Below are 23,059 nucleotides of genomic sequence, written 5' to 3'. Positions count from 1 at the left end.
TCATACACGGGGCCTCAGCGGCCCCGTGTTCGTTTGCGCACCCTGTGAGTTGCAATTTGCTTTTCCCAAGGTCATATATCGGCGAACGGGAAATGGGACGGCATGATGCAATATCTCGAATTTGAAAAACCTCTGGCCGAAATTGAAGGCAAAGCGGAAGAGCTGCGCGCGATGGCCGCCTCTAATGAAGAGATGGACGTCACCGAAGAAGCCGCCGCGCTGGACAAGAAATCCAGCGAGCTCCTCAAGGAACTCTATCAGGACCTGACCCCTTGGCGGAAATGTCTTGTGGCCCGTCACCCCAACCGCCCCCATTGCGCGGACTATATCGACGCGCTGTTTACTGAATACACCCCTCTGGCGGGGGATCGAAACTTTGCGGATGACCACGCCGTTATGGGCGGGCTGGCCCGGCTTAACGATCAACCGGTCATGGTAATCGGTCAGGAAAAGGGCAACGACACCAAAACCCGCATCGAACGCAACTTTGGCATGGCCCGGCCCGAAGGCTATCGCAAGGCGATCCGCCTGATGGAAATGGCCGACAAGTTCAACATTCCCGTGGTGACTCTGGTCGACACGCCCGGCGCCTACCCCGGCAAAGGCGCCGAAGAGCGCGGCCAATCCGAAGCCATCGCCCGTTCAACCCAGAAATGTCTGGAAATCGGCGTTCCACTTGTCAGCGTCGTGATCGGCGAAGGCGGCTCTGGCGGGGCTGTGGCCTTTGCAACGGCCAACCGGCTGGCGATGCTGGAGCACTCGATCTACTCGGTGATTTCCCCCGAGGGCTGCGCCTCGATCCTGTGGAAAGACGCCGAAAAGATGCGCGAAGCCGCCGAGGCGCTGCGTCTGACCGCGCAGGACCTGCACAACCTTGGCATCATTGACCGGATCATCACCGAACCCATGGGAGGCGCGCAACGTGATCGCGACGCCGCGATTGCGTCCGTGGGGCGTGCTGTTTCGTCAATGCTGGAAGACCTTTCAGGTATGGATCGTACCGCATTGATTCAGGATCGACGCCAAAAATTCCTTTCGATCGGGTCCAAAGGCCTGGCTGCCTAATTCAAAAGCGGCGCCCAAGGGCGCCAAGACTTTTGCGCACTTCGTGCGGCGGGCACCCTGCTGCAACCTAGGATCAGAACATCAACCACGCGCCCACCGCACCGCCGCATAGGCGGTGCGCATCGGCTTGTGCCGCAGGCACACAATTTGGTTAGGGGCGGTGGCGCTGGAACCCGGCGTCTGCCATCAATTGGTTCGAGACAGTTTCAACTCTCTCTTCAAGTTGGCTCATAAAGACATCGATCGGCTGACCCGCTGGTATTATTGGTAGAAACTCCACCACGGCAAGGCCAGGTTTGCGATAGATGCCCGTGCGGGGCCAGAACACACCCACATTGGTCGCGGCTGGCACGCAATCCTGACCCAGCTGCTCATAGAGCACCCCTGTCCCGATCTTGTAGGCGCGGTCTGCGCCGGGGGCGACACGCGTCCCCTGCGGATAGATGATCAGCTGTCCGGGCTTGGCGCGGCCTTTGTGAACGTCCCGCACCATCTGTTTGATCGCCTCCCCCCGCTTGCCACGATCAATCGGGACGCACCCGATCCGCATCGCATAGTAGCCAAGAATAGGGGCCCAGCGCAGGGACTTTTTCATGATGAACTTGGGACGCGGGGTGACTGAGACAATCATGATGATGTCAAAGAACGACTGGTGTTTCGAAGCAATCAGAACCTCGCCCTTTGGCACTTCGCCACGAATTTCGGACTTCAACCCAATCATCCAGCCCGCCGTCCAGCGCACCCAGCGACAGTAGGTACGGATGCCGTGAAACGCCCATGGGCGCGAGATCACCGCCAAGGGCGTAAAGAACACCGCCAGAAGCGCCATCATCAAGTACATCTGGGTCACGAACACCAAAGAGCGCAACCAGCGCCAAGCATAGACCATCAGGTAAATCCTCCGAGCACCCTGAACGCCGCCGCGCGGGTGGCCGCAAACGCCACACCGCCTGCCAGAGGCGGAATGATCAGTGGCAGAATCCATCCTGCACCCTGAAACCCCAGCCCCGTCAAGAAGCCTCCTGCCGGGTCAGCGCCGGGCAGCAGGGCAATCGCCCCCATGCCAAGCACGGTTCCCAGCAGCGCACCCTGTAAGGCGCGCCCGGTGAAACGTCGTACGAAAGCGCGGGCGATATAGGTGTCGCGCGCGCCGACCAGACGCAGCACCTCGATCACCTTGGCGTTGGCCGCAAGCGCGGCATTGGCCGATAAGGTAATCATGGCTGCTGTGGTCAATGCAATCAACAGGATCGACACCAGCCCCAGCATCCGCAGCCTGTCGGCAGCACGGATCAACGGGCGGCGCCAGCGGGTGTGGTCATCAAGCACCGCGCCCGGCGCTTCGGCGCTGAGACGCAGGCGCAGGCCTTCGGCGTCATAGCCTTCATCGGTCAGTTCGATCAATTGCGGCAGCGGCAGGTTGTCGACGGGCAAATCCGGGCCAAACCAGGGCGCAAGCAGATCTTTCTGCTCATCGCGCGACAAAACGCGGGGATCGGCCACGCCGGGGGTCGTCCACAAGATCGCCATGACAGCATCGGTCTGCGCCTGAATCTGCCCTTGAGGTGCCGAGATGCGGATCGTCGCGGTGCGGGCCAGCGCCTCGCCCCAGCGATCCGCCAAGCGGCCCGATGCCATTGACAGTGCAAGGGCGAAGACCGCCAAGAACGCCATCGCGGCGGCTGTAAAAACGGTCAGCCGAACTGTGAACCCTGTCGGAGGCACCACGCGGTCGGCTTGTTTGTCTCCGGCCAACAGATCTGCAAGGGTTTTTAGAACAGCGTTCACAAATCCGCCCCCGCCAACTGCAACCGACGATCCTTAATGCGCAACACTCGTGCCGAGACCTGCGCCTTGGCCGCGCGGATCAGGTTCAGATCATGGGTGGCGATCAGCACGGTTTTTCCCATGCGGTTCAGCTCGATCAGCAGCTGCAACAACTTCAGAGACATTTCCCAATCGACATTGCCGGTGGGTTCATCTGCCAATATCGCATCGGGCGACATGATCACAGCCCGCGCCAGCGCAGCACGCTGTCGTTCACCGCCTGACAATTCGGGGGGGCGTGACTGCGCCTGAGGCGCCAATCCGACCCAAGACAGTAATTCATCAAGATGCTGAGCTTCTTCGCCATCCGCCCGTCCCGATACCATCAAGGGCAAAGCGACATTGTCGGCAACGGACAGGTGATCCAGAAACTGACAGTCCTGATGGACAACGCCGATACGCCGCCGGTTCAGGGCGATGTCATCGCGGGTCATCTCGCGGCGGTCCTGGCCGAACACCCGAACCTGCCCCGACGTGGGCAGCAACGCCCCGTAACACAGTTTCAAAAGTGTCGTTTTTCCTGCTCCAGACGGCCCGGTCAGAAAGTGGAATGACCCCGGCGCAAGGCGCAGGGAGACCTGCGAGAGCAACTCGCCCCCACCGTAGCTGTGGACCACTTTATCTAGCTCGATCACCGAAAACTCCGCCTGTGAATGGTGCAGTCTTGCCCGAGCACGACCAAAGTTTCAATCATATGAAGATGCAAAGTCTTTGAATTTCCCCGTTAATTGATACATCATAGGTTAATAACAGGCAGGGTAGGGCCACGCAGCAGGGCCTCAGGCGGTGACAACATGAGACTGATATGCCCCAATTGTGACGCTCAATACGAGGTGGATGATTCCGTCATCCCCGTCGATGGGCGTGATGTGCAGTGTTCGAACTGCGGCACGACATGGTTTCAGCCCGGCCCCGGCATGGAGGCCGAGGAAAAAGCGTTGATGCCCCCCGCGCCTGAACCGACGCCCGAGCCAGAGGCCGAAGTCGCCATCGAGCCGGAGCCCGAACCCACCCAGGATACGCCGACCGAAACCGAAGCGCCGCAGCGCCGCCCGATGGACGAGAGCGTGCTGAATGTACTGCGCGAAGAGGCCGAGCGCGAAAGCACTGCGCGACGCGCCGAAGGACGTGCGCCGCTGGAAAGCCAGCCAGACCTTGGCCTTGATGAAGGCACCGCGGCCGCGGCCCAAGGCTTGCGCGAGCGAGTTGCCCGGCTGCGGGCCGCCAGTGACGAAGCCGTTGATCCACCCACCGTGGAACCGACCTCGACCGGATCGCGCCGGGACTTGTTGCCCGACATCGAAGAGATCAATTCAACCCTGCGTGCAACGTCAGACCGGCGGGAATCTGGTGCCTCGTCGCAGGTTCTTGAGAACGATCCACTGCCGCGCAGGCGCGGCCAGTTCGGATTGGGATTTGGCGCGGTCGTCGTGCTGGGCGCGCTGGCCGCAGCGCTGTACCTGCTGGCCCCGAAAATCGCCATGATGGCGCCCGGAACCAAGCCGTTTCTTGTTGGTTACGTTGATTCCGTGAACGCCGTTCGAGTTTCAGTGAACTCTACGGTTACCGGCGCCGCCGAAAAGGCGACAGGCTTTTTGACTGATCTGGCGAAGTGATCAGAAACGATCAAGCAGCCGTTTAAGGTAATCCAGCTCTAGGTCGGGGCGGTTCTGTTCCAGCGAGCGGCGCTGGATTTCATCCAGAAGCTCTTGTGCGCGCTCGCCCAAAATCACGTCGCCATCCCGCAACGAGCTGCCATCTGAATTCGGTCCATCGCCGGACTCACCCCGGCCCAATGGGTCACGTGGCCCACCCTGTTGTGCCTGCTGCGGGTCGCCAGCACCTTCACCTTGCTGTTCTTGTTGTTGCTGGGCCAAAGCCTGACCCAAGCCGCGGATCGCATCCCGCATATCATTCATCGCCTCGGCCTGATTGTCCAACGCGCCGGGCAGATCGCCCTGCAGCAGGTCGCGTTCTGCACGGTTCATCGCGCGATCCGCATTGTTCAGCGAATCCTGAATTTCATCGGCGGTTTCACCCCCCAGACCCGGCATCTGTTGTTGCAGCTCCTGCAGCTGTTCGCGCAGATCGCTTTGGCGTTCGGCAAGGCTGCGCTGATCGCCCGCACCTTCGCCCTGCTGTTCGCTTTGTTCACGGCCACCGGGGGTTTCACCGGGGCGCGGCTGGCCCTCGGCCCGGCCATCTTCGCGGCCTGCGTTCGGGTTGAACTGATCCTGCAAGTCGCGGAACGTGTCATCTGACAGGCCCTGCTGATTGCGCAGCCCTTCGCGCAACCCATCCAGTGCCTGCTGGCCGGGGCTGGGCTGGCCTTCGCCGCCCTGCCCTTCGGTGATGCGCAGGTTCTCCATCAGTTCCATCAGCTGTTCCATCAAGGCCATGGCTTCGGCCATCCGGCCTTCTTCCATCAGCTCCTGAATCTTGTTCATCATTTCCTGCAGCTGGTCTTGGGTGACCTCGTTGGCCTCGCCATTCTGGGCGGTTTGCTGATCGCCGCCTTCCTGCCGCTGTTCCTGTGCCAGTTGGCGCAGGTAATCGTTCATGGCTTCGCGCAGTTCCTGCATCAACTCGTTGATTTCGGCTGGATCGGCACCGTTGCGCATGGCCTCGGCCAGACGTTCCTGCGCCCGTTCAAGCCGTTCGCGCGCGTCGTCCAGATCGCCGAATTCCAGCTCTTGCGCCAGTTCCCAGAGCACCTGAGCCACCTCGTCGCGGCGCTCGGTGGTCAGCCCGCCTTTGACGCCCTCTTCCAATTGCCGGATCGCGTGGCGCAGTTTCAGATAATGCGCCGAGTCACGAAACAGCCCATCCGGCAGGTGGCTAATGGCCCGCAGCAACTGGGCAGTGGTTTTACCGTTCTCGCGGCTCCAGAGCAGATCGCGGCGCAGCTCGGCGATGGCCTTGGCCAGCGGGTCAAAGAACCGTTGCCCGCCCAGATTTGCCGGGATTGCCGCGCTTAGGCCACGCTGATCCAGCGCATCGCGCACCTCGAACCGCATTAGCACGGGCATGCGCGCCCATGGGTGTTCCGAGAAGTTTTCAATCAGGATGCCTTCGAACGCGGTGCGGTCGCCGACCAAAGGCATGGGCAGGTCCAGCTCGATTGGATCGCGTTCTTCGGGCGCAACGGCCAAGCCATAGCTGCGTTCGATCGCCCCCAGATCAAGCGAGATCACAACCTTGCCTGCCACAACGCCATAATCGTCGCTGGGTTCATAGCGCTGGCGGATCTCACCTGCGGGGCCGAACTCCTGCGGGGCGGTGACCTCGACCATGGGGGGGAAGTCACGTTGCATCAGGACTTGCCAGTCGCGGTCCCCCACCTGCATCTCACCCGAGCGCGCCAAGCGGAACAGATGCGAGGCACCGTCCTCGGTCACCTCATGTTCGTCGCCGGCGATGTTCTGGGTCACGCTGGCGCGGCCGTCTTCGCCATACAGGCGCAGGGTGATCTGGGTATCTTGCGGCAGTTCAAGCACCGGCGCGATGATGTCGTTCAAGTACAGTCCCGGGCGGCCCGTATAGGCGGGGGGTTCGGCCCAGCCTTCCCATGCCGGGCCCAGCGCCTGCGCGGCGCCAGATGTTTCGGGCAGGTCGGTGATTGTCGCCACTTGCCAGATCGAGCCAAAGGTCGCGGCGGCGGCGAAAGTGGTCAGCGCGATGTAGCGAAGACCGAAACGATCACGCGATGCCAGTTGCAGGTCGGGGTGGACTGCCCGCGCAGTAGAGGCCCGCGCCGCCATGCGCCGCTGATGCACCTGCCACACCATCTGAGTCGCCGCATCCCCCTTGCCGATGGCCTGATCATCCAACAGCGCCGCAATCGGGCGTCCGGGGAGGGTTTCGTCCAGCCGCGCCTGTGCCTCTTCGCTGGTGGGCCAGACAAACTGTTGCGCCCCACGCCACAGGGTCAGCCCCAAAAGCGTGGCAACACCCAACAAAAAAACCAGCACGACAAAGATCGGCACATGGTTCTGCAGCCCAAGTGCCAAGGGGACGATTGCCAGCAGGGCGAGGCTCCAGCTGGGCCAAAAGGCGCGCACAAGGCGTTCGGCAACCATCCCCACCCGCGTCAGGCGCAGGGGGCGTTTCAGGGTCTTAAGGACCGGGTCAGAGACGTCAGGTTGTGACATTGCGCAATCCAGACACCCCACAAGCGGGGTGCGTTCAGGGAAATGCTATCTCTAAAACCGGCCAGGTCAAAGGCAAAGCCGGGAAAATGACGCGAGTTTGATCCTAAGGTCGGATTACAGCCAAACCGGCAGCACGTCGCGATCAATCATTTCCTGATAGGTCGGACGCGGGCGGATCACCGCGAACTGGTCATCTTTCACCAGAACTTCGGGGATCAAAGGGCGCGAGTTATATTCCGACGCCATCACCGCGCCGTAAGCCCCTGCGGAACGAAAGGCGATCAGGTCGCCCTCGGCCAGTTGGGTCAGGTTGCGCTGTTTGGCGAAGGTGTCGCCGGTTTCGCAGACCGGGCCGACGATATCGTAAGGCTGCTGTTCGGCGGCGGCGGCGGGTTCAACCACCGGCACGATGTCGTGATGGGCCGAATACATCGCCGGGCGCACAAGGTCGTTCATCGCGGCATCTACGATCAGGAAATCGCGGCCCTCGCCGGATTTCACGTAAGTCACTTCGGATACCAGAATACCGGCGTTGCCCGCGATCAGGCGGCCCGGTTCGATCTCAATCTCGCAACCCAGGTCGCCCAGTTCCTCTTGCACCATCTGTCCGTATTCCAGCGGCAGCGGAGGCGCCTCGTTTGAGCGCTCGTAAGGAATGCCTAGACCGCCGCCCAGATCGAGACGGATGATGTCATGGCCCTGAGCGCGCAGTTCAGCTGTCAGCGCGGCGACTTTGCGATAGGCTTGGCGGAAAGGCTCCAGATCGGTCAGCTGGCTGCCGATATGCACGTCGATGCCAACGGCTTTCAGCCCCGGCAGGGTGGCAATCTCAGCATACACCTCAGCCGCGCGGGCAATCGGGATGCCGAATTTGTTTTCGGACTTTCCGGTGGCGATTTTCTCATGCGTCTTGGCATCAACGTCCGGGTTCACCCGCACGGTGACAGGGGCCACGACGCCCAGCTCCAGCGCGACCTTGTTCAGGCGGCGCATTTCGGGCTCGGATTCCAGGTTGAACTGGCGGATGCCGCCCGTGAGGGCCGCGCGCATTTCTTCGTGGGTTTTGCCAACGCCCGAGAACACGATTTTGTCGCCATCAAACCCGGCGGCGCGGGCGCGGGCATATTCGCCGCCCGAGACCACATCGACCCCGGCGCCAAGCCCCGCCATCAGTTTCAACACGGCTTGGTTGGAATTGGCCTTCATCGCATAGCAGACCAGATGGTCCATCCCGCTGAGCGCCTCGTCAAACAGCTTGAAGTGACGGGTCAGCGTGGCGGTCGAATAGCAATAGAACGGCGTGCCGACGGCGCGGGCGATGTCTGCCACGGGCACGTCTTCGGCATGCAAGGTGCCGTCGCGATAAAGGAAGTGGTCCATTTGGGCCTCCGGGTGTCTTTGCTGGCTGCTCTTACCACAGTTGCAGCGCGATGCAATTCAGCCCGTACGCCCCATGCGAAAGAACAGGTAAAGCGGCAGACCGCAGGACACGCCAATGCAAAAGGTCGCCGGGATGGCCAGCAACCCACGCCACAGGCCAAAGCGGCGGGATTCGGCCAGTATCCAGACCGTTAGCGCGACGGCGGCGACCGTCAGATCCCACACAAGGCCCGAGGAGGCATCATTGGCGTGCCACGCATCCACCATGCCTGCCAGATCAAAGCCGTTGGCCCGAAACCACGTGATGAAATAGGCCATCGGGTGCACGGTGCCCCAAACGGCCAGTGCGGCAAACACCCAGCGCATCAGCTGCCTGAAACCCCTACCTCGAGCGTGCCCGAGATGGTGATGCCGGGCTCAACGCCGGGGCGTTCTGGCGCGCCATCCGCGCCGCAAGCGGCCAAGGCCAACAGGGCCAGAACTGCGAGTTTTCTCATCCAAGCTTCTCTTTCCAGCGCGCGACCTGTTCGCGCACCCGCGTGGGGGCCGTGCCGCCATAAGACATGCGCGAGGCCACGGAGTTTTGCACGCCCAGCACGGTAAAGACCTCATCTGAGATGGTAGCGTGAACCGACTGCATGTCATCCAAAGAAAGATCGGGCAGGTCGCATCCGCGCGATTCCGCCATCGCGACCAGCGTGCCGGTGACGTGGTGGGCATCGCGGAAGGGCATGTCCAGCACCCGCACCAGCCAGTCGGCCAGATCGGTGGCGGTGGAGAACCCGCTGGCGGCGGCGGCTTCGAGCGGTTCGCGGTTGGCGGACATGTCTTTGACCATGCCTTCCATCGCCGCCAGAGCCAGCATCAGGTTATCGGCGGCGTCAAAAACCTGCTCTTTGTCTTCCTGCATGTCCTTGGAATAGGCCAGCGGCAGCCCCTTCATCACCGTCATCAGCGCAACATTGGCGCCAAAGATACGGCCGATTTTGGCGCGGATCAGTTCGGCGGCGTCTGGGTTTTTCTTCTGCGGCATGATCGACGAGCCGGTCGAAAAGCGATCCGACAAGGTGACGAACCGGAACTGGGCCGAGGACCAGATCACCAGCTCTTCGGCGAAGCGCGACAGGTGCATGGCGCAGATTGAGGCGTTCGACAGGAACTCGAGCGCGAAGTCGCGGTCCGACACGGCGTCCAAAGAGTTGGCAGCCGGGCGGTCAAAGCCCAGCGCGCTGGCCGTCATGTGACGGTCAATCGGGAAGGACGTGCCTGCCAGCGCGGCGGCACCCAAGGGCGATTCGTTCATCCGGGCGCGGGCGTCTATGAAGCGCGAGATATCACGGCCGAACATTTCCACATAGGCCATCATGTGGTGGCCCCAGGTCACGGGCTGTGCAGTTTGCAGGTGGGTAAAGCCGGGCATGACCCATTCGGCCCCGGCTTCGGCCTGAACCAGAAGGGCCTGTATCAGCGCTTCGAGCCCCGAAACCGCCGCATCAATCTGATCACGCACCCAGAGTTTGAAATCGGTCGCGACCTGATCGTTGCGCGAGCGGCCCGTGTGCAGACGCCCCGCCGGTTCACCGATGATTTCCTTCAGGCGTGCCTCAACATTCATGTGAATGTCTTCCAGCGCGGTGGAAAACTCGAAAGAACCGCTTTCAATCTCTGACAAGACCGTGAGAAGCCCTTCACGGATCGCCTCGGCGTCATTATCAGTCAGGATACCCTGTGCGGCCAGCATGGACGCATGGGCGCGCGAGCCTGCGATGTCTTGTGCTGCCATTCGCTTGTCAAACCCGATCGAGGCATTAATTGCCTCCATGATCGCGTCGGGTCCGGCGGCGAAACGGCCGCCCCACATGGCATTCGAGCTGTCTTTGGTCATTCAGTCGCCCTCGGAGGGTTGGAAATATGCGTCTTCTTCGTTCTGTCGTCCTCTACACGGCCCTCGCGCTGGGTGCAAATGCCGCTGTTGCGGATACGGCGGCTTTGGAGGCCCTGCGCGACGGCTCGATGAAGAAACTCAACTTCCACCGTACGCCGGTCGAGGTGGCCGAGGTGGGGCTGGTCGATATGGACGACGCGCCGCGCAGCCTGTCGGAATTTGAAGGCCAGTATGTCTTGCTGAACTTCTGGGCCACGTGGTGCCCGCCGTGTCGCAAGGAAATGCCCGGGCTGGGCGCTTTGCAGACGGAACTGGGCAGTGACGACTTTCAGGTCGTGACCGTGGCGACCGGGTTCAACAAGGTACAGGCGATTTCCAAGTTCTTTGACGAGATCGAAGTCGACAATCTGCCTCTGCTGCGCGATCCAAAACAAGCGCTGGCGCGCGAGATGGCCGTTCTGGGCCTGCCGGTCACGGTGATCCTGAACCCCGAAGGCCAAGAGATTGCGCGGATGCAGGGCGATGCCCATTGGGACAGCGACAGCGCCAAGGCGATTATTACGGCGTTGGTGTCCGAGTAATACGAAGGGCCGCGCCCGACCCTGGGTGGGCGCAACGCACACTCTCTGCAAGGCAGTTTATCTGTCCGCCATCATCGTCGCTCACATGGCATGGAACATCGCAAAAGCGCCCTCCCATGGGGAGGGTCGGGCGCGGCCCGGGCTGATCGCCCGTGCCAGTAAATTTCAAAGGCCCGTTTTCGGGTCCACCCCCATCATCAGGTTCAGGTTCTGAACCGCAGCGCCCGAGGCGCCTTTGCCAAGGTTGTCCAGTACCGCGACCAAAATGGCCTGCCCCTTGTCGGCATTGCCGCAAACGCGCAGCTCCAGCTGGTTGGTATCGTTCAACGCTTCGGCGTCGATCTTGCCTTGCTCAGCGTCCAACGGCAGAACCGACACGAACTCGGACCCATCATAATGCGCGGCCAGCGCACCGTGCAGATCCGCCAGCGAAGGCGTCCCCGGCAGGGTCGCCAGGTGCAGCGGGATTTGCACGATCATGCCTTGGGCGAAATGCCCGACCGAGGGCACAAAGATCGGTGACGCATCCAGCTGCGCGTATTTCGTCAGCTCGGGCAGGTGTTTATGCGCCTGCGCGGTGGCATAGACAAACCCACCGGGGGCATCGGGGCCTTCGAACTCGGCAATCATCGCTTTGCCGCCGCCGGTGTAGCCGCTGACGGCGTTCACACTGATCGGCGTGTCGGCGGGCAGCAGCCCAGCCTCACGCAAGGGCCGCAGCAGGGCGATTGCGCCGGTGGGATAGCAACCGGGGTTGGCGACATAACGGGCATCCGCAATCGCATCGCCCTGCCCGGCGGTCATCTCGGCGAACCCGTACACCCAACCATCTGCCACCCGATGCGCGGTGGAGGCATCCAGCAGCCGTGTATCGGCACCCTGCACCATCTCATAGGCTTCAACCGAGGCCGCATCGGGCAGGCACAAAATCGCGATGTCGGCGGCGCGCAAAGCATCGCGCCGCGCGGCGGGGTCTTTACGCACGGCTTCGTCCAGACGGATCAGCTCGATGTCGCTACGACCCTCCAGACGCGTTGCAATCTGCAACCCGGTGGTGCCAACTTCGCCATCAATAAAGATCTTCTGTGCCATGACGCATCCTTTCGTTCAGACGCGCCATAGCAGAGATCACCGGGGATTGGCCAGACGGGCGTGACATGGGCAGGACACAAGATGGTCATTCACCATTCCCACGGCTTGCATGAAGGCATAGACAATGGTCGGGCCACAAAACTTGAACCCGGCTTTTTTCAGGTCTTTCGAGAGTTGAGTAGAGAGCGGAGTCGATGCGGGCACATCCGCCATGGTCTGAAACTGGTTCACGATGGGTTTGCCCCCGACATAATCCCAAAGGTAGTTATCGAACCCCTGCGCGGCCTCAATCCGTTGCCAGGCTTGGGCGTTGGTGATCGTGGCTTGAATCTTGCCACGGTGGCGCACGATGCCGGGGTCTTGCAGCAGGCGTTCCACCTCAACCTCGCCCCATTCGGCGATGATATTTGGATCGAAATCAGCAAAAGCCGCGCGGAAGCTTTCGCGTTTGCGCAGGATGGTGATCCAGCTCAGCCCGGCTTGAAACCCGTCCAGAATCAACTTCTCCCACAGGGCGCGGCTGTCATATTCGGGCACCCCCCACTCGGTGTCGTGATAAGAAACATAGAGAGGGTCCTCTCCGCACCAACTGCACCGACCGTCCATTTTCACAGCTTCTCCAACCTGTTACGCGCTTTTTCGGGGATGTATCACATTTAGAACAAAATGAGAATATTAAGCCGATTTTAGGGGCTATGGCGGCAATGTGATCTTGTTCAAACAACGGAGGCCGCCATGGATCAGACGCTGCTGAATGGGGAACTGCCCAGTGCCGGGATCGACGACAGCCCGCTGTCGGCGGCTGTTAGCCAAAGGGACCGGGGCGCGATCCAAATGGTGGAACGCGCGTTACAGCAAGGCGATGTTTTGCTGGCCTATCAACCAGTTGTTAGTGCCCAAACAGGCCAACCAACATTCTACGAGGGGCTGATCCGTATTCTGGACAAATCGGGGCGCGTGATCCCCGCACGTGACTTCATTGATGCGGTCGAAACCCGAGAACTGGGGCGGATCATTGACTGCACTGCGCTGAGACTCGGGCTGCAGGCGCTGGCCAAGCATCCGACGTTGCGCCTGTCGATCAACATGTCGGCGCGCTCTATCGGATATCCGCGCTGGAACCAGATTCTGGACCGTGGGCTGAAAGCGGATACTACGATTGCGGAACGTCTGATCCTTGAGATCACTGAGAGCTCTGCCATGACCATGCCGGAACTGGTGGTGGTTTTCATGCGCAAACTACACCAGCGCGGCGTGTCCTTCGCGCTGGATGACTTTGGCGCCGGATACACATCTTTCCGGTACTTGCGGGATTTCTACTTCGACATTCTGAAAATCGACGGGCAGTTCATCAAAGAGATTGAGCACAACCCGGACAATCAGATCCTGACCCAGGCGTTGATTTCTATCGCGCAGCATTTTGACATGTTCACCGTGGCCGAAAATATCGAAACTCCGGGTGAGGCCGAGTTCCTGAGACAGGCGGGAATCGACTGCCTGCAAGGTTATTTTCTTGGTGCTCCGCGGATCACACCCCCCCTGTCAGACGCTAACAACCCCAAAAAGATCGCCTAACACCAATGGATTACGCAGTTGCGGCATTCGTCTGTTGCGCTTCGGTGGGCAAGTCCTTACCACTTTCTACAACCGGCGGACCCTAGGCCACCCCGTGCGTTTTCAAGGGCGATCCATACTCCGCCAGTGACTAAATGGAGAGGAGTCCCCTATGACCAACGTTGTTATCGTTTCCGCCGCCCGGACCCCGGTTGGCAGCTTCAGCGGTTCGTTCGCGAACACCCCGGCCCATGACTTGGGCAAAGTTGTGCTGGAGGCCATCGTCGAACGTGCGGGTATCGACAAATCGGAAGTTTCGGAAACGATACTTGGTCAGGTTCTGACCCACGGGCAGGGCCAAAACCCCGCGCGCCAGGCTCATGTGAACGCCGGACTGCCGATTGAAAGCGCTGCCTGGAGCATCAACCAGGTTTGTGGCTCGGGTCTGCGTACCGTGGCGCTCGGCGCACAGCACATCCAGCTGGGCGACGCTGCCATCGTGGCCGCTGGTGGTCAGGAAAACATGTCGATGAGCCCCCATGTTGCCAACCTGCGCGCTGGCCACAAGATGGGCGACATGAAGTTCATCGACTCGATGATCAAGGATGGCCTGTGGGACGCGTTCAACGGCTACCACATGGGTCAGACCGCTGAGAACGTCGCCGACCAGTGGCAGATCACCCGCGAACAGCAAGACGAATTCGCGCTGGCTTCGCAAAACAAAGCAGAAGCCGCCCAGAAGGCTGGCAAGTTTGCCGACGAGATCGTGCCGGTCACCGTCATGCAGCGCCGCAAAGAGATCATTGTCGATGCGGATGAATACATCCGTCACGGCGCCACCATCGAAAACATGCAAAAACTGCGTCCTGCCTTCACCAAAGAAGGGTCGGTCACTGCGGGCAACGCCTCGGGCATCAACGATGGTGCCGCTGCGGTTCTGCTGATGACCGCTGATGAGGCCGAAAAGCGCGGCCTTGAGCCGCTGGCGCGCATCGCATCCTATGCGACCGCGGGTCTGGACCCGTCGATCATGGGCGTTGGCCCGATCCACGCGTCGCGCAAAGCCTTGGAAAAAGCCGGCTGGAAGGCCGAAGATCTGGACCGCGTCGAAGCCAACGAAGCCTTCGCCGCACAGGCCTGCGCCGTGAACAAGGACATGGGCTGGGATCCGGCCGTGGTGAACGTGAACGGCGGCGCCATCGCCATCGGTCACCCGATCGGCGCCTCGGGCTGCCGCATCCTGAACACGCTGCTGTTTGAAATGAAACGCAGCGACGCCAAGAAGGGTCTGGCCACCCTGTGCATCGGCGGCGGCATGGGCGTTGCCATGTGCCTAGAGCGCCCGTAAGTGGCCCTGCAGCGATGAAATTAAGGGGCGCCGCAGGGCGCCTCTTTTTTTGCATAGCGGCTATCTAAAAATTACAATTCTGCGAAGCGGCATTTTATTTTAGTAACATTGTTGCGCTCGCAGCATCCATTAGATAACAAGATTACCAATACACTATCGCCAGACTGGAGGATATCATGGCAAGAGTAGCACTCGTTACCGGCGGTTCGCGCGGAATCGGCGAAGCCATTTCGAAAGCCCTGCAAGCAGAAGGTTACGCCGTTGCCGCGACCTATGCTGGCAATGACGAAAAGGCAGCAGCCTTCACCGAAGCCACCGGCATCAAGACCTACAAATGGGACGTCGCCGACTATGACGCCTCTGCAGCCGGTATCGCTCAGGTCGAGGAGGATCTGGGCCCCATCGACACCGTGGTGGCAAACGCTGGCATCACCTGGGACGGCTTCTTTCACAAGATGACCCCTGAGCAGTGGAAAAAAGTCATCGACACCAACCTGACAGGCGTGTTCAACACTGTGCGCCCTGTATGGCCCGGCATGCGTGAGCGTGGCTTTGGCCGTGTGATCGTGATCAGCTCGATCAACGGTCAAAAAGGTCAGGCGGGTCAGGTGAACTATGCCGCGACCAAAGCTGGCGATCTGGGCATCGTGAAGTCGCTGGCCCAGGAAGGCGCACGTGCAGGCATCACCGCCAATGCAATCTGCCCCGGCTACATCGGCACCGAGATGGTTATGGCCATCGACGAATCGGTGCGCGAGAAAATCATCAAGGGCATCCCTGCCGGCCGCCTTGGCAAACCCGAAGAGATCGCTTCTTGCGTGGCCTTCCTGGCCTCCGAGGATTCGGGCTTCATCAACGGTTCGACCATTTCGGCCAACGGTGCTCAATTCTTCGTCTGACCCCATCAGACACTGCAATGCGAAGGGCCGCCCTGTTGGGCGGCCCTTCTGTTTTTACGCCGCAGCCATGCCGCAGCCCGGTTTCTTAGTCTCCGGGTTCGGCTTGGTTCGGCGAAACAGTGAAAGGAAAGCGGCCGAACGCTGACGGCGGGCTTCCTGAATTGCAGCTTGGGTCTTGGCGGTGCTGGAGATTACAATCATCTTTTCAGCCTTTCGCATCATGTTTTCTGAACTGCATCTAATGTGCGCCCAACGAAGCAAGGGGACAAACGAGACTTTCTTCGGCTTCACTAAAGTGATACTTAATTGAAATGAGTGATCGACTGCCCCCGCTAACCGCCCTGCGCGCCTTTGAAGCCGCCGCGCGCCACATGAGCTTTGCCAAAGCCGCCGAGGAGCTGAACGTGACCCCTGCCGCGTTAAGCTTTCAGATCAAATCGTTGGAAGAGCACTTGGGCCAGCAGGTGTTTCACCGCCTGAACCGCGCTGTGGAGCTGACCGAGGCCGGACGTGCCTTGGCGCCGGGCACCCGAGATGGGTTTGACGCGCTAAACGCCGCGTGGCGCGCGACACAGCGCTTGCAGGATGACACCACGCTGACCATCACCGCGGGCCCGGCGCTGACGGCCAAATGGCTGGCACCGCGCCTATACGAATTTGCGCGCGCCCACCCTGAAATTGATCTGCGCTTTTCCACAACCCTGCGGGTCGTCGATCTAGAGCGGGACGGGGTCGATGTGGCGATCCGCTTTGGTCAGGGCGAGGATGATGGGCTGTACTCTATCGCGGCACGCAAAGAATGGATGATCCCGGTGATGACCCCGGAGTTGGCCGAGCAGTTCCCGACCCCCGAAAGCCTGACCAAAGCGCCGCTGCTGTTTGACGAGTCGATCCGATTTCTGGACCCACCCTGCGACTGGCCGATGTGGTTTCGCGCGGCTGGTATCAATTTCGAACCAACGCGTGGGTCGCATTTTTCAAACGCCGATCACGCCATTGATGCTGCGGTGGCCGGGGTCGGTGTGGTGCTGGGGCGGCGCCCCATGATCATTAAGGACGTGTTGGAAGGGCGGCTGTGCATGCCGTTCAAACTGGCCATCGAAACCGATGCCCGGTTTCGGTTCATCTGCCTGCAAGGCGCCGAGACCCGCCCCAAGATCGCGGCCTTTCGCGACTGGTTCCTTGCCGAGATCGAAAAGACGGCGCATATCTCGGACGGACTGACGATTATCAACACCAAGGACATCCCCGCACATGTCTCGTAACAGGGCGACGGCAATAGGTTTTGTTGCTGTACTTTTATGGGCGCTGCTGGCGCTGTTCACCGTCGGCTCGGCCCCGGTTCCTCCCTTGCAGTTAAACGCTATGTGCTTTGCCATAGCGGGCACGCTTGGGCTGATCTGGACGGGTACTTCGGGCGGGCTGCTGCAACTGCGCAACGTCCCGTTCAAAGTGTATCTGTTCGGCACGCTCGGGCTGTTTGGCTATCACGCGCTGTACTTTTCGGCCTTGCGCCTGGCCCCCGCCGCCGAGGCCGGGCTTATCGCGTATCTTTGGCCGTTGCTGATCGTTCTTATGTCGGGCCTCTTGCCATCCGAGCAACTGCGCAAAGGCCACATCATTGGCGGACTGATCGGATTTGCCGGGGCCGCAGTGATTGTGTTGCGCGGCGCCGGAGACTTCAGTGGGGACGCATTGCCAGGCTATGGGCTGGCCTTCCTTTGCGCCTTGACCTGGTCTGGATACTCGGTGCTTTCGCGCAGCTTTGGCGCGGTGCCCACGGCCAGTGTGACAGTGTTCTGCGTTGCCAGCGCAATCCTGTCCGTTCCGATGCATCTGGCCTTCGAAACCACGGTGTGGCCAGCGGGCCTGATGGGCTGGATGTCATGCCTTGCACTGGGCCTTGGGCCGGTCGGCTTGGCGTTCTTTGTCTGGGATATCGGAGTGAAGCAGGGGGATATCCAGCTTCTGGGCGTGGCCAGCTATGCGGCGCCGGTACTGTCAACTGGCGCATTGGTTTTGGCGGGGATCGCGGAACCCGGGTGGGCGCTGGTGCTTGCGACGGCGCTTATCACCTTGGGTGCGGCACTGGCGGCGCGCGCCAGTGCCAAAAGTCGTCAGGCCTGAGATAGGCGATGAATTTCCTCTTTCAGGCGGAGTTTTTGCTTCTTCATACTGGTAATGTCGAGGTCGTCAGAGCCGGGGCTGCGCAGCGCTTGTTCTACTCGTTCCGAGAGGCTTTCGTGTTTGCGGCGCAATTCCTGCAAGTGCGAACTAGTGGACATTAAGGTCTCCTCTCATCTGTCAAAAAGCCGTTACATCCCAGCACAGAATTCGAGTCGTGTCACCTGTCATGCGCAGCGACTTCCTAACAATCTTAAATTTCACGATATTCTGACGAAATATCAGCAAAGGTTAATGCCGTTGCGCAATATTCCGCGCATCTGGGCAGTGTAATCATCGCCATCCTGCGCGTGTGCTGCACCTGCATGCATCACCACGGGCGCACGCAGAATGAACGATGTTCTACCACCTTTGACGGCGCGCAGGATCACCAGTTTGGCATCGCGCCCCTGACGGGCGGACAGGGGGATGACCTCTAATGCGGACCGTCCATGCAAAGCGGCGATCATTTCAGGCAATCGCTCGGCCCGCTGGATCATCGTCAGGCACCCCTTGGGGGCAAGTCGGCGCATTGCAACATCGCACCAGTCTGACAGCGGGGTCTCTCCGCTTAGTGCGGTATCCCGGCCGGTGTCGCTGGCCCGCGTCGACGCCTCGCGCCTATAGTAAGGCGGGTTGGCGATGATATGGTCATAGCTTTGCTGACGCAGGGTGTCGGGCAGCTGGGTCAGATCACCCTGAACGATGTTCAATTCTTGACCGTTTTCCGAGGCATTACGCTGCGCCAGAGCGGCATACTCGGATTGCAACTCGACCCCGGTCAGCTCAAGGCGCGGGACACGCACCGCAAGGCACAGGATGGCAACACCGGCCCCGCACCCCAGCTCCAGCACCGACTGGCCGGGTTTTGCGGGTGTCGCAGCGGCCAGTAAAACAGGGTCCACACCAGCGCGATATCCCGTGCGCGGTTGGCGGATCAACAAGCGCCCGTTCAAGAACTTGTCCTGCGTTAGCTCTGCTTCAACAAAGGCCATTTCAGGCGTCCCATGCAACCTCGATTTCATTGTCGCGCATAACGGCGCGCGCGCGGAATAGATCGCGCTGATGGACCAATAGTCGGCGCGGCAATATGCCAATGGACCCCTCAAGGATGCTCATATGGACATCCATTTCAAAGCAGTCTATCCCCTCTCCTTGAAGGAGTGCGCTGGCAAAGGCCACAACGGTCGGGTCAGTCGTACGCAAAAGCTCTTTCATACTCATGGAGATAAAGACAGGCGGGTACGTTTGTCGAGAGGGCTGACACAGGCGTGATGGGGAGCGCAAATGGGTTTGGACGAAGCGGCAAGCAAACCACATGAAAAGTTAGGCGCAGTTCTGGCAGCAGAAATGGATGCTGTGAATGAGCTGATCCGCACCCGCATGGCCTCAAAGCACGCACCGCGCATCCCGGAAGTCACGGCACATTTGGTCGAAGCCGGCGGCAAGCGACTGCGCCCGATGCTGACTTTGGCGGCTGCAAAAATGTGTGGCTACGATGGCCCCTATCACGTGCATCTGGCCGCCACGGTGGAATTCATCCACACCGCCACGTTGCTGCATGATGATGTGGTCGACGAAAGCGCCCAACGCCGGGGCCGCCCGACCGCAAACTTGCTGTGGGACAACAAATCCAGCGTGCTGGTGGGTGACTATCTGTTTTCGCGCAGCTTTCAATTGATGACCGAAACCGGCTCTTTGGACGTGTTGCGTATTCTGTCGAATGCCTCGGCCACGATTGCCGAGGGCGAAGTGCTGCAGCTGACCGCAGCGCAGGACCTGACCACTTCCGAGGACACCTATCTGCAGGTTGTTCGCGGCAAAACCGCCGCGTTGTTTTCCGCTGCGACCGAGGTGGGCGGCGTGATCGCTGATGCGCCCAAGGATCACGTGCAGGCACTGTACGATTTTGGCGACGCTTTGGGCGTCAGCTTCCAGATTGTCGACGACCTGCTGGATTACTGGGGCTCGGACGCGACGGGCAAGAACATCGGTGACGATTTCCGTGAACGCAAGATGTCGCTGCCGCTGATCAAGGCGCTGGCTAAGGCGGATGACACCGAACATGACTTCTGGAAACGCACCATTGCAAAGGGCGATCAACGCGATGGCGATCTGGAACACGCGCTGGAGCTGCTGAACAAGCATGGCGCGCTGGAAGATACCCGGGCCGAAGCTTTGGCATGGTCAGACAAGGCCAAAGCCGCGCTGGCCACCCTGCCCCAATCCGAAATTCGAGACCTGCTGATCGACATTGCTGATTATGTCGTCGCGCGGGTGAACTGACGCCCGCCAGACGGGCTTTGCCATATGCGAGTATTTACCGCCATCGGCCTGCCCGATGCTGCCGCTGACGATCTTGAACAGCTGCAATACGACCTGCCCGCCGGACGCGCCGTCCCGCGCGAGAACCTGCATCTGACGCTAAGTTTTCTTGGGGATCAGGACGATACCGCGCTAGAGGCCGCCCATGACGCGCTGTCCAACATTCGCCTACCCGCTTTTGACGTTCAGATGGCGGGGCTGGATTTTCTGGGCGGCAACAAACCCAGCCTGATCTGCGCCAATGTGCTGCCCAACCCCGGGCTGACCGATCTGGCCGCCAAGGTGCGCAGCACCCTGCATGGGGCCGGGCTAATGTTTGAGCGAAAGAAATTCCGCCCGCATGTGACGCTGGCCCGGCTGCCCAAACGCGTCGACCCGGGCGATCAGGTGCGGTTGCAGCACTACATCACAAGACACGCGGGGTTCGCGCCGTTGCCCTTCACCGCCGGGCATTTCGGTCTGTATCGGTCTGAACTGCACCACTCTGGCGCGGTCTATACAGAACTGGTTCAGTATCCCCTTGGTGCTTAAGCTGATCTGCCAAAGATGCCTCTAGTTGATCGCTAGCAACAGCATCGGCATTTCCCTGTTCTCCATCCTGCGAGAATTCACGAACGCCACGCCTTCATGGACCGCTGTGAGAAGTTCAGGAGCGCGCGTTTTAAGAAAGTCCGCGTGCTTGAGTGTAATGGTCACCGTGTCAGTTGGTAGCGCTTCGAAGACGCAAAAGCCGTCATCAAGACTAGACATGCAGTCGTGCCACGCATTCATGTTTCGCCCATAGAATGCAGGGAAACCGAATGCCGAGGAAAAAACGTCGTGAAAGCTGTCCCAGTCGCGAACTTTTTGGCAATCAATTTCCACGACATGATTCATTGATGACGACGATTTGCCTATTCGCCCTCAGCCACGGCCAAAGGTTCGGCGCCTTCCTCTTCAAGCACCTTGCTGAGACCCACCTCTATCTTGCGGCGGATACGGTCAGGGTTCAGTTCGTCGGGGATGTCATCGGGATCAACGAAAGACAAGGCGCGCTTCCACTGGAACTCGGCCTCGCGATACCGGCCAACGGCCCACAGAACGTCGCCCAGATGATTGTTTACAATCGGATCAATCGGCTCCAACTCTGCGGCGCGTTCCATATGCGGAACGGCTTCTTGATACCGGCCCAGACGGTAAAGCACCCAGCCAAGGCTATCGACAATATAACCGCTATCCGGGCGCGCCGCGACAGCGCGTTCGATCATGCTCAGAGCCTCATCTAGGTTCAGGCGCATTTCAACGAACGAGTAGCCAAGATAATTCAAAACATTGGGCTGATCAGGTTCCAGAGCCAGCGCCTTGCGGAAATCGGCCTCGGCGCGGGGCCAAATTTTTTCACGTTCATGGGCGATGCCACGGGCATAGTAAACGACCCACTGGCGCCGCTCGTCCGCATCAAACAGGCCGATCGCCTTGTCATAGGCTTTGACGGCTTCGCCAAAGCGTTGCTCACGGCTTAGGCTATCCCCCAGCATCGAATGCACCAAAGCCACATCAGGATGGTTCTTGGACAACTGCGTCAGCACCTCGATCGCGGCATCCGGCTTGCCTGACGCTTCGAGTGTATTCGACCGCCCCAGTTCGGCGGCATAAAAGCCCGGATCATCGGCGGGCACGCGCAGGTAAGTTTCGTTCGCCAGATCATAAAGTTCCTGATTTTCCAGCAACCCCGCGCTGAGCAAAAGCGCATCCACATGAGCCGGTCGCAGGTACTCAGCGGCACGCGCATACATTAGGGTGTAAGTGTCATTGGCTTCGCCATTCAGTGCCGAGGCAAGCGTAAAGAACACCTCGGCAACGCCATCCTGGGCTGAACGCACCGAGGTAAAGGGCAAAGCCTCGCCCGCGGCCAGTCGTTCGCGCAACGCGGAAATACCCGGATCGCTTTCCAGACCAAAGAGTTCTTCCAGCAAGGTGATTGCTTCGTCATTGCGTTCAAGCTGCGACAGGATTTGTACTTCTGCCAACACGCCACGCCGCGTCAGGCGGATCGGCTGACCGGCTTCGGATTTCAACAGCTGTGCCGCGCTTTCGAAATCCCCGACAGCAGCCAGTGCCATGGCTTTGTGGTAGACACCGAACATCTCAAGCCCGCCATCGGCCTCGACGGCCTCAAAGGCTTTGATCGCGTCAGACATGCGGCCAGCGCCAAATTCGCTCCAGGCGGTGGTCAGCCCCTGCACCAGAGCACCGACATTGCGCCCTGCCTCAAGGTCATCCAGCACCTGCTGGAACGCACCGCGTTTGATCTGGTCCGCCATCAGCATCAGATTGGCCGCCTGATTTTCGACACCAAGCTGTTCAAGTCGCCGCGCAATCGGCAGGGCCTTGTCCAACTGCCCAAGGCCGACAAAAGCCAGCAGGGCGTTTTCCATCAGCTCGGCATTCGAAGGGTCACGCGCCAGGGCCTGCGTGTAATACTGCGCCGCGGCTTTGTAGTCGCTTTGATAGCTGGCATGTCGCGCCGCCAGATACGAACCGGACAACCCGTTTTGCGCGGCTGCCGGCACAGCAACAAGGCTGGCTGCGGCAATGGAAACGAGACCAAAAAGGCGGGGCAAGATTTTAGGCAAGGCCGAACTCCGTCATATCCACCGAAGAAAGGTAGTCGCGCCAGCGGCCCAAAGCAATGCGGGGCGGTGATTTCACCGCCCCGATTGTCGAAGATGTTACATATTTGGGTAATTTGGCCCTTCGCCGCCCTGCGGGGTGACCCAGTTGATGTTCTGGCTGGGGTCTTTGATGTC

The 23,059-nt window shown here is 60.3% G+C and carries 27 protein-coding genes; 10 read left to right on the top strand and 17 right to left on the bottom strand.

Annotated elements, in window-relative coordinates; genetic code table 11:
* Positions 1-105: 105 nt before the first annotated feature.
* Positions 106-1,065: an acetyl-CoA carboxylase carboxyltransferase subunit alpha gene (locus tag ATO10_RS13315; protein ID WP_202898667.1), complete on the top strand. Its 960-nt coding sequence runs from the start codon at positions 106-108 to the stop codon at positions 1,063-1,065.
* A gap of 151 nt (positions 1,066-1,216) precedes the next feature.
* Here the strand turns inward: ATO10_RS13315 and ATO10_RS13310 are convergent, their stop codons facing one another.
* The 3 genes from ATO10_RS13310 to ATO10_RS13300 are packed head-to-tail and all read right to left on the bottom strand — an operon-like array spanning position 1,217 to position 3,527.
* Positions 1,217-1,954 (bottom strand): lysophospholipid acyltransferase family protein, encoded by a 738-nt coding sequence (locus ATO10_RS13310; protein ID WP_035252404.1) that lies wholly within the window; start codon positions 1,952-1,954, stop codon positions 1,217-1,219.
* The gene (locus ATO10_RS13305) at positions 1,954-2,853 is read right to left on the bottom strand and encodes a cell division protein FtsX (protein ID WP_035252402.1); all 900 of its coding nucleotides are present in this window, start codon (positions 2,851-2,853) and stop codon (positions 1,954-1,956) included. Before ATO10_RS13305 ends, ATO10_RS13310 begins: the two co-directional genes overlap by 1 nt.
* Positions 2,850-3,527 carry a cell division ATP-binding protein FtsE gene (locus ATO10_RS13300; protein ID WP_035252401.1) on the bottom strand — a complete coding sequence of 226 codons (678 nt, stop codon included), beginning with the start codon at positions 3,525-3,527 and terminating at the stop codon, positions 2,850-2,852. Before ATO10_RS13300 ends, ATO10_RS13305 begins: the two co-directional genes overlap by 4 nt.
* Positions 3,528-3,686: 159 nt before the next feature.
* On the opposite strand from ATO10_RS13300, the gene ATO10_RS13295 reads away from it, so the two are divergent.
* Entirely contained in the window at positions 3,687-4,508 is an 822-nt protein-coding gene (locus ATO10_RS13295) for a zinc-ribbon domain-containing protein (RefSeq protein ID WP_035252399.1), read from the top strand.
* On the opposite strand, the gene ATO10_RS13290 is transcribed toward ATO10_RS13295, so the two are convergent.
* The 5 genes from ATO10_RS13290 to argH all read right to left on the bottom strand — a co-directional run bounded on the left by ATO10_RS13290 (position 4,509) and on the right by argH (position 10,308).
* A complete protein-coding gene (locus ATO10_RS13290) occupies positions 4,509-7,043 on the bottom strand; it encodes a DUF4175 domain-containing protein (protein ID WP_035252392.1) in 2,535 nt (844 codons plus the stop codon).
* Positions 7,044-7,157: 114 nt separating this feature from the next.
* Positions 7,158-8,423, bottom strand: a complete 1,266-nt coding sequence (gene lysA, locus ATO10_RS13285) for a diaminopimelate decarboxylase (RefSeq protein ID WP_035252389.1) — start codon at positions 8,421-8,423, stop codon at positions 7,158-7,160.
* Positions 8,424-8,480: 57 nt separating this feature from the next.
* A complete protein-coding gene (locus ATO10_RS13280) occupies positions 8,481-8,789 on the bottom strand; it encodes a DUF2834 domain-containing protein (RefSeq protein WP_035252386.1) in 309 nt (102 codons plus the stop codon).
* Positions 8,789-8,920, bottom strand: coding sequence for an argininosuccinate lyase (locus ATO10_RS16425; RefSeq protein ID WP_155886769.1), 132 nt, complete (start codon positions 8,918-8,920; stop codon positions 8,789-8,791). The genes ATO10_RS13280 and ATO10_RS16425 overlap by 1 nt, the downstream gene beginning before the upstream one ends.
* Positions 8,917-10,308, bottom strand: coding sequence for an argininosuccinate lyase (gene argH, locus ATO10_RS13275; RefSeq protein WP_035252384.1), 1,392 nt, complete (start codon positions 10,306-10,308; stop codon positions 8,917-8,919). Before argH ends, ATO10_RS16425 begins: the two co-directional genes overlap by 4 nt.
* A gap of 26 nt (positions 10,309-10,334) precedes the next feature.
* On the opposite strand from argH, the gene ATO10_RS13270 reads away from it, so the two are divergent.
* A complete protein-coding gene (locus ATO10_RS13270; protein WP_035252382.1) occupies positions 10,335-10,889 on the top strand; it encodes a TlpA disulfide reductase family protein in 555 nt (184 codons plus the stop codon).
* A gap of 165 nt (positions 10,890-11,054) precedes the next feature.
* On the opposite strand, the gene argC is transcribed toward ATO10_RS13270, so the two are convergent.
* Both argC and ATO10_RS13260 read right to left on the bottom strand, forming a co-directional pair.
* On the bottom strand, positions 11,055-11,981 hold the full coding sequence (gene argC, locus ATO10_RS13265) for an N-acetyl-gamma-glutamyl-phosphate reductase (protein WP_035252379.1): 927 nt from the start codon (positions 11,979-11,981) through the stop codon (positions 11,055-11,057).
* A gap of 36 nt (positions 11,982-12,017) precedes the next feature.
* The gene (locus tag ATO10_RS13260) at positions 12,018-12,587 is read right to left on the bottom strand and encodes a DNA-3-methyladenine glycosylase I (RefSeq protein ID WP_035252378.1); all 570 of its coding nucleotides are present in this window, start codon (positions 12,585-12,587) and stop codon (positions 12,018-12,020) included.
* 129 nt (positions 12,588-12,716) lie between these two features.
* On the opposite strand from ATO10_RS13260, the gene ATO10_RS13255 reads away from it, so the two are divergent.
* The 3 genes from ATO10_RS13255 (at position 12,717) to phbB (ending at position 15,782) form a co-directional block, all read left to right on the top strand.
* Positions 12,717-13,556 carry an EAL domain-containing protein gene (locus ATO10_RS13255; RefSeq protein WP_051598148.1) on the top strand — a complete coding sequence of 280 codons (840 nt, stop codon included), beginning with the start codon at positions 12,717-12,719 and terminating at the stop codon, positions 13,554-13,556.
* 151 nt (positions 13,557-13,707) lie between these two features.
* Complete coding sequence (locus tag ATO10_RS13250) at positions 13,708-14,883, top strand: acetyl-CoA C-acetyltransferase (RefSeq protein WP_035252376.1); 1,176 nt, start codon at positions 13,708-13,710, stop codon at positions 14,881-14,883.
* A 176-nt stretch (positions 14,884-15,059) separates the two neighbouring features.
* Positions 15,060-15,782, top strand: a complete 723-nt coding sequence (gene phbB / locus ATO10_RS13245) for an acetoacetyl-CoA reductase (RefSeq protein WP_035252375.1) — start codon at positions 15,060-15,062, stop codon at positions 15,780-15,782.
* A 54-nt stretch (positions 15,783-15,836) separates the two neighbouring features.
* Here phbB and ATO10_RS16420 read toward each other — a convergent pair whose 3' ends face one another.
* Positions 15,837-15,983, bottom strand: a complete 147-nt coding sequence (locus ATO10_RS16420) for a hypothetical protein (protein ID WP_155886768.1) — start codon at positions 15,981-15,983, stop codon at positions 15,837-15,839.
* Between the two features lie 110 nt (positions 15,984-16,093).
* Between ATO10_RS16420 and ATO10_RS13240 the strand changes: the two genes are divergently transcribed.
* Both ATO10_RS13240 and yddG read left to right on the top strand, forming a co-directional pair.
* Positions 16,094-17,047 (top strand): transcriptional regulator GcvA, encoded by a 954-nt coding sequence (locus ATO10_RS13240; protein ID WP_035252372.1) that lies wholly within the window; start codon positions 16,094-16,096, stop codon positions 17,045-17,047.
* Positions 17,037-17,909, top strand: a complete 873-nt coding sequence (yddG, locus tag ATO10_RS13235; protein ID WP_035252370.1) for an aromatic amino acid exporter YddG — start codon at positions 17,037-17,039, stop codon at positions 17,907-17,909. The genes ATO10_RS13240 and yddG overlap by 11 nt, the downstream gene beginning before the upstream one ends.
* Here the strand turns inward: yddG and ATO10_RS16260 are convergent.
* From ATO10_RS16260 to ATO10_RS13225, 3 genes are all read right to left on the bottom strand, one after another.
* The gene (locus tag ATO10_RS16260; protein ID WP_081806527.1) at positions 17,900-18,067 is read right to left on the bottom strand and encodes a YdcH family protein; all 168 of its coding nucleotides are present in this window, start codon (positions 18,065-18,067) and stop codon (positions 17,900-17,902) included. The two genes, yddG and ATO10_RS16260, sit on opposite strands and share 10 nt — an antisense overlap.
* Positions 18,068-18,187: 120 nt before the next feature.
* Positions 18,188-18,940, bottom strand: a complete 753-nt coding sequence (locus ATO10_RS13230; RefSeq protein WP_035252368.1) for a tRNA1(Val) (adenine(37)-N6)-methyltransferase — start codon at positions 18,938-18,940, stop codon at positions 18,188-18,190.
* Between the two features lies 1 nt (position 18,941).
* Complete coding sequence (locus tag ATO10_RS13225; RefSeq protein WP_035252366.1) at positions 18,942-19,163, bottom strand: putative signal transducing protein; 222 nt, start codon at positions 19,161-19,163, stop codon at positions 18,942-18,944.
* 69 nt (positions 19,164-19,232) lie between these two features.
* Between ATO10_RS13225 and ATO10_RS13220 the strand changes: the two genes are divergently transcribed.
* The gene (locus ATO10_RS13220) at positions 19,233-20,231 is read left to right on the top strand and encodes a polyprenyl synthetase family protein (protein ID WP_035252363.1); all 999 of its coding nucleotides are present in this window, start codon (positions 19,233-19,235) and stop codon (positions 20,229-20,231) included.
* A gap of 24 nt (positions 20,232-20,255) precedes the next feature.
* Positions 20,256-20,801, top strand: a complete 546-nt coding sequence (gene thpR / locus ATO10_RS13215) for an RNA 2',3'-cyclic phosphodiesterase (protein WP_035252362.1) — start codon at positions 20,256-20,258, stop codon at positions 20,799-20,801.
* 21 nt (positions 20,802-20,822) lie between these two features.
* On the opposite strand, the gene ATO10_RS13210 is transcribed toward thpR, so the two are convergent.
* From ATO10_RS13210 to ATO10_RS16725, 3 genes are all read right to left on the bottom strand, one after another.
* The gene (locus tag ATO10_RS13210; protein WP_035252360.1) at positions 20,823-21,146 is read right to left on the bottom strand and encodes a barstar family protein; all 324 of its coding nucleotides are present in this window, start codon (positions 21,144-21,146) and stop codon (positions 20,823-20,825) included.
* 17 nt (positions 21,147-21,163) lie between these two features.
* Entirely contained in the window at positions 21,164-22,885 is a 1,722-nt protein-coding gene (locus tag ATO10_RS13205; protein WP_035252359.1) for a tetratricopeptide repeat protein, read from the bottom strand.
* A gap of 96 nt (positions 22,886-22,981) precedes the next feature.
* Positions 22,982-23,059 (bottom strand): 4Fe-4S dicluster domain-containing protein (locus ATO10_RS16725; RefSeq protein WP_155886743.1); only part of this gene is annotated, 78 nt, incomplete at its 5' end.

The organism is Actibacterium atlanticum (genome assembly GCF_000671395.1).
Classification (GTDB): Bacteria; Pseudomonadota; Alphaproteobacteria; order Rhodobacterales; family Rhodobacteraceae; genus Actibacterium_D; species Actibacterium_D atlanticum.
Note: the sequence above shows the minus strand (reverse complement) of the source record. Positions and strands in the feature narration are given on the sequence as shown.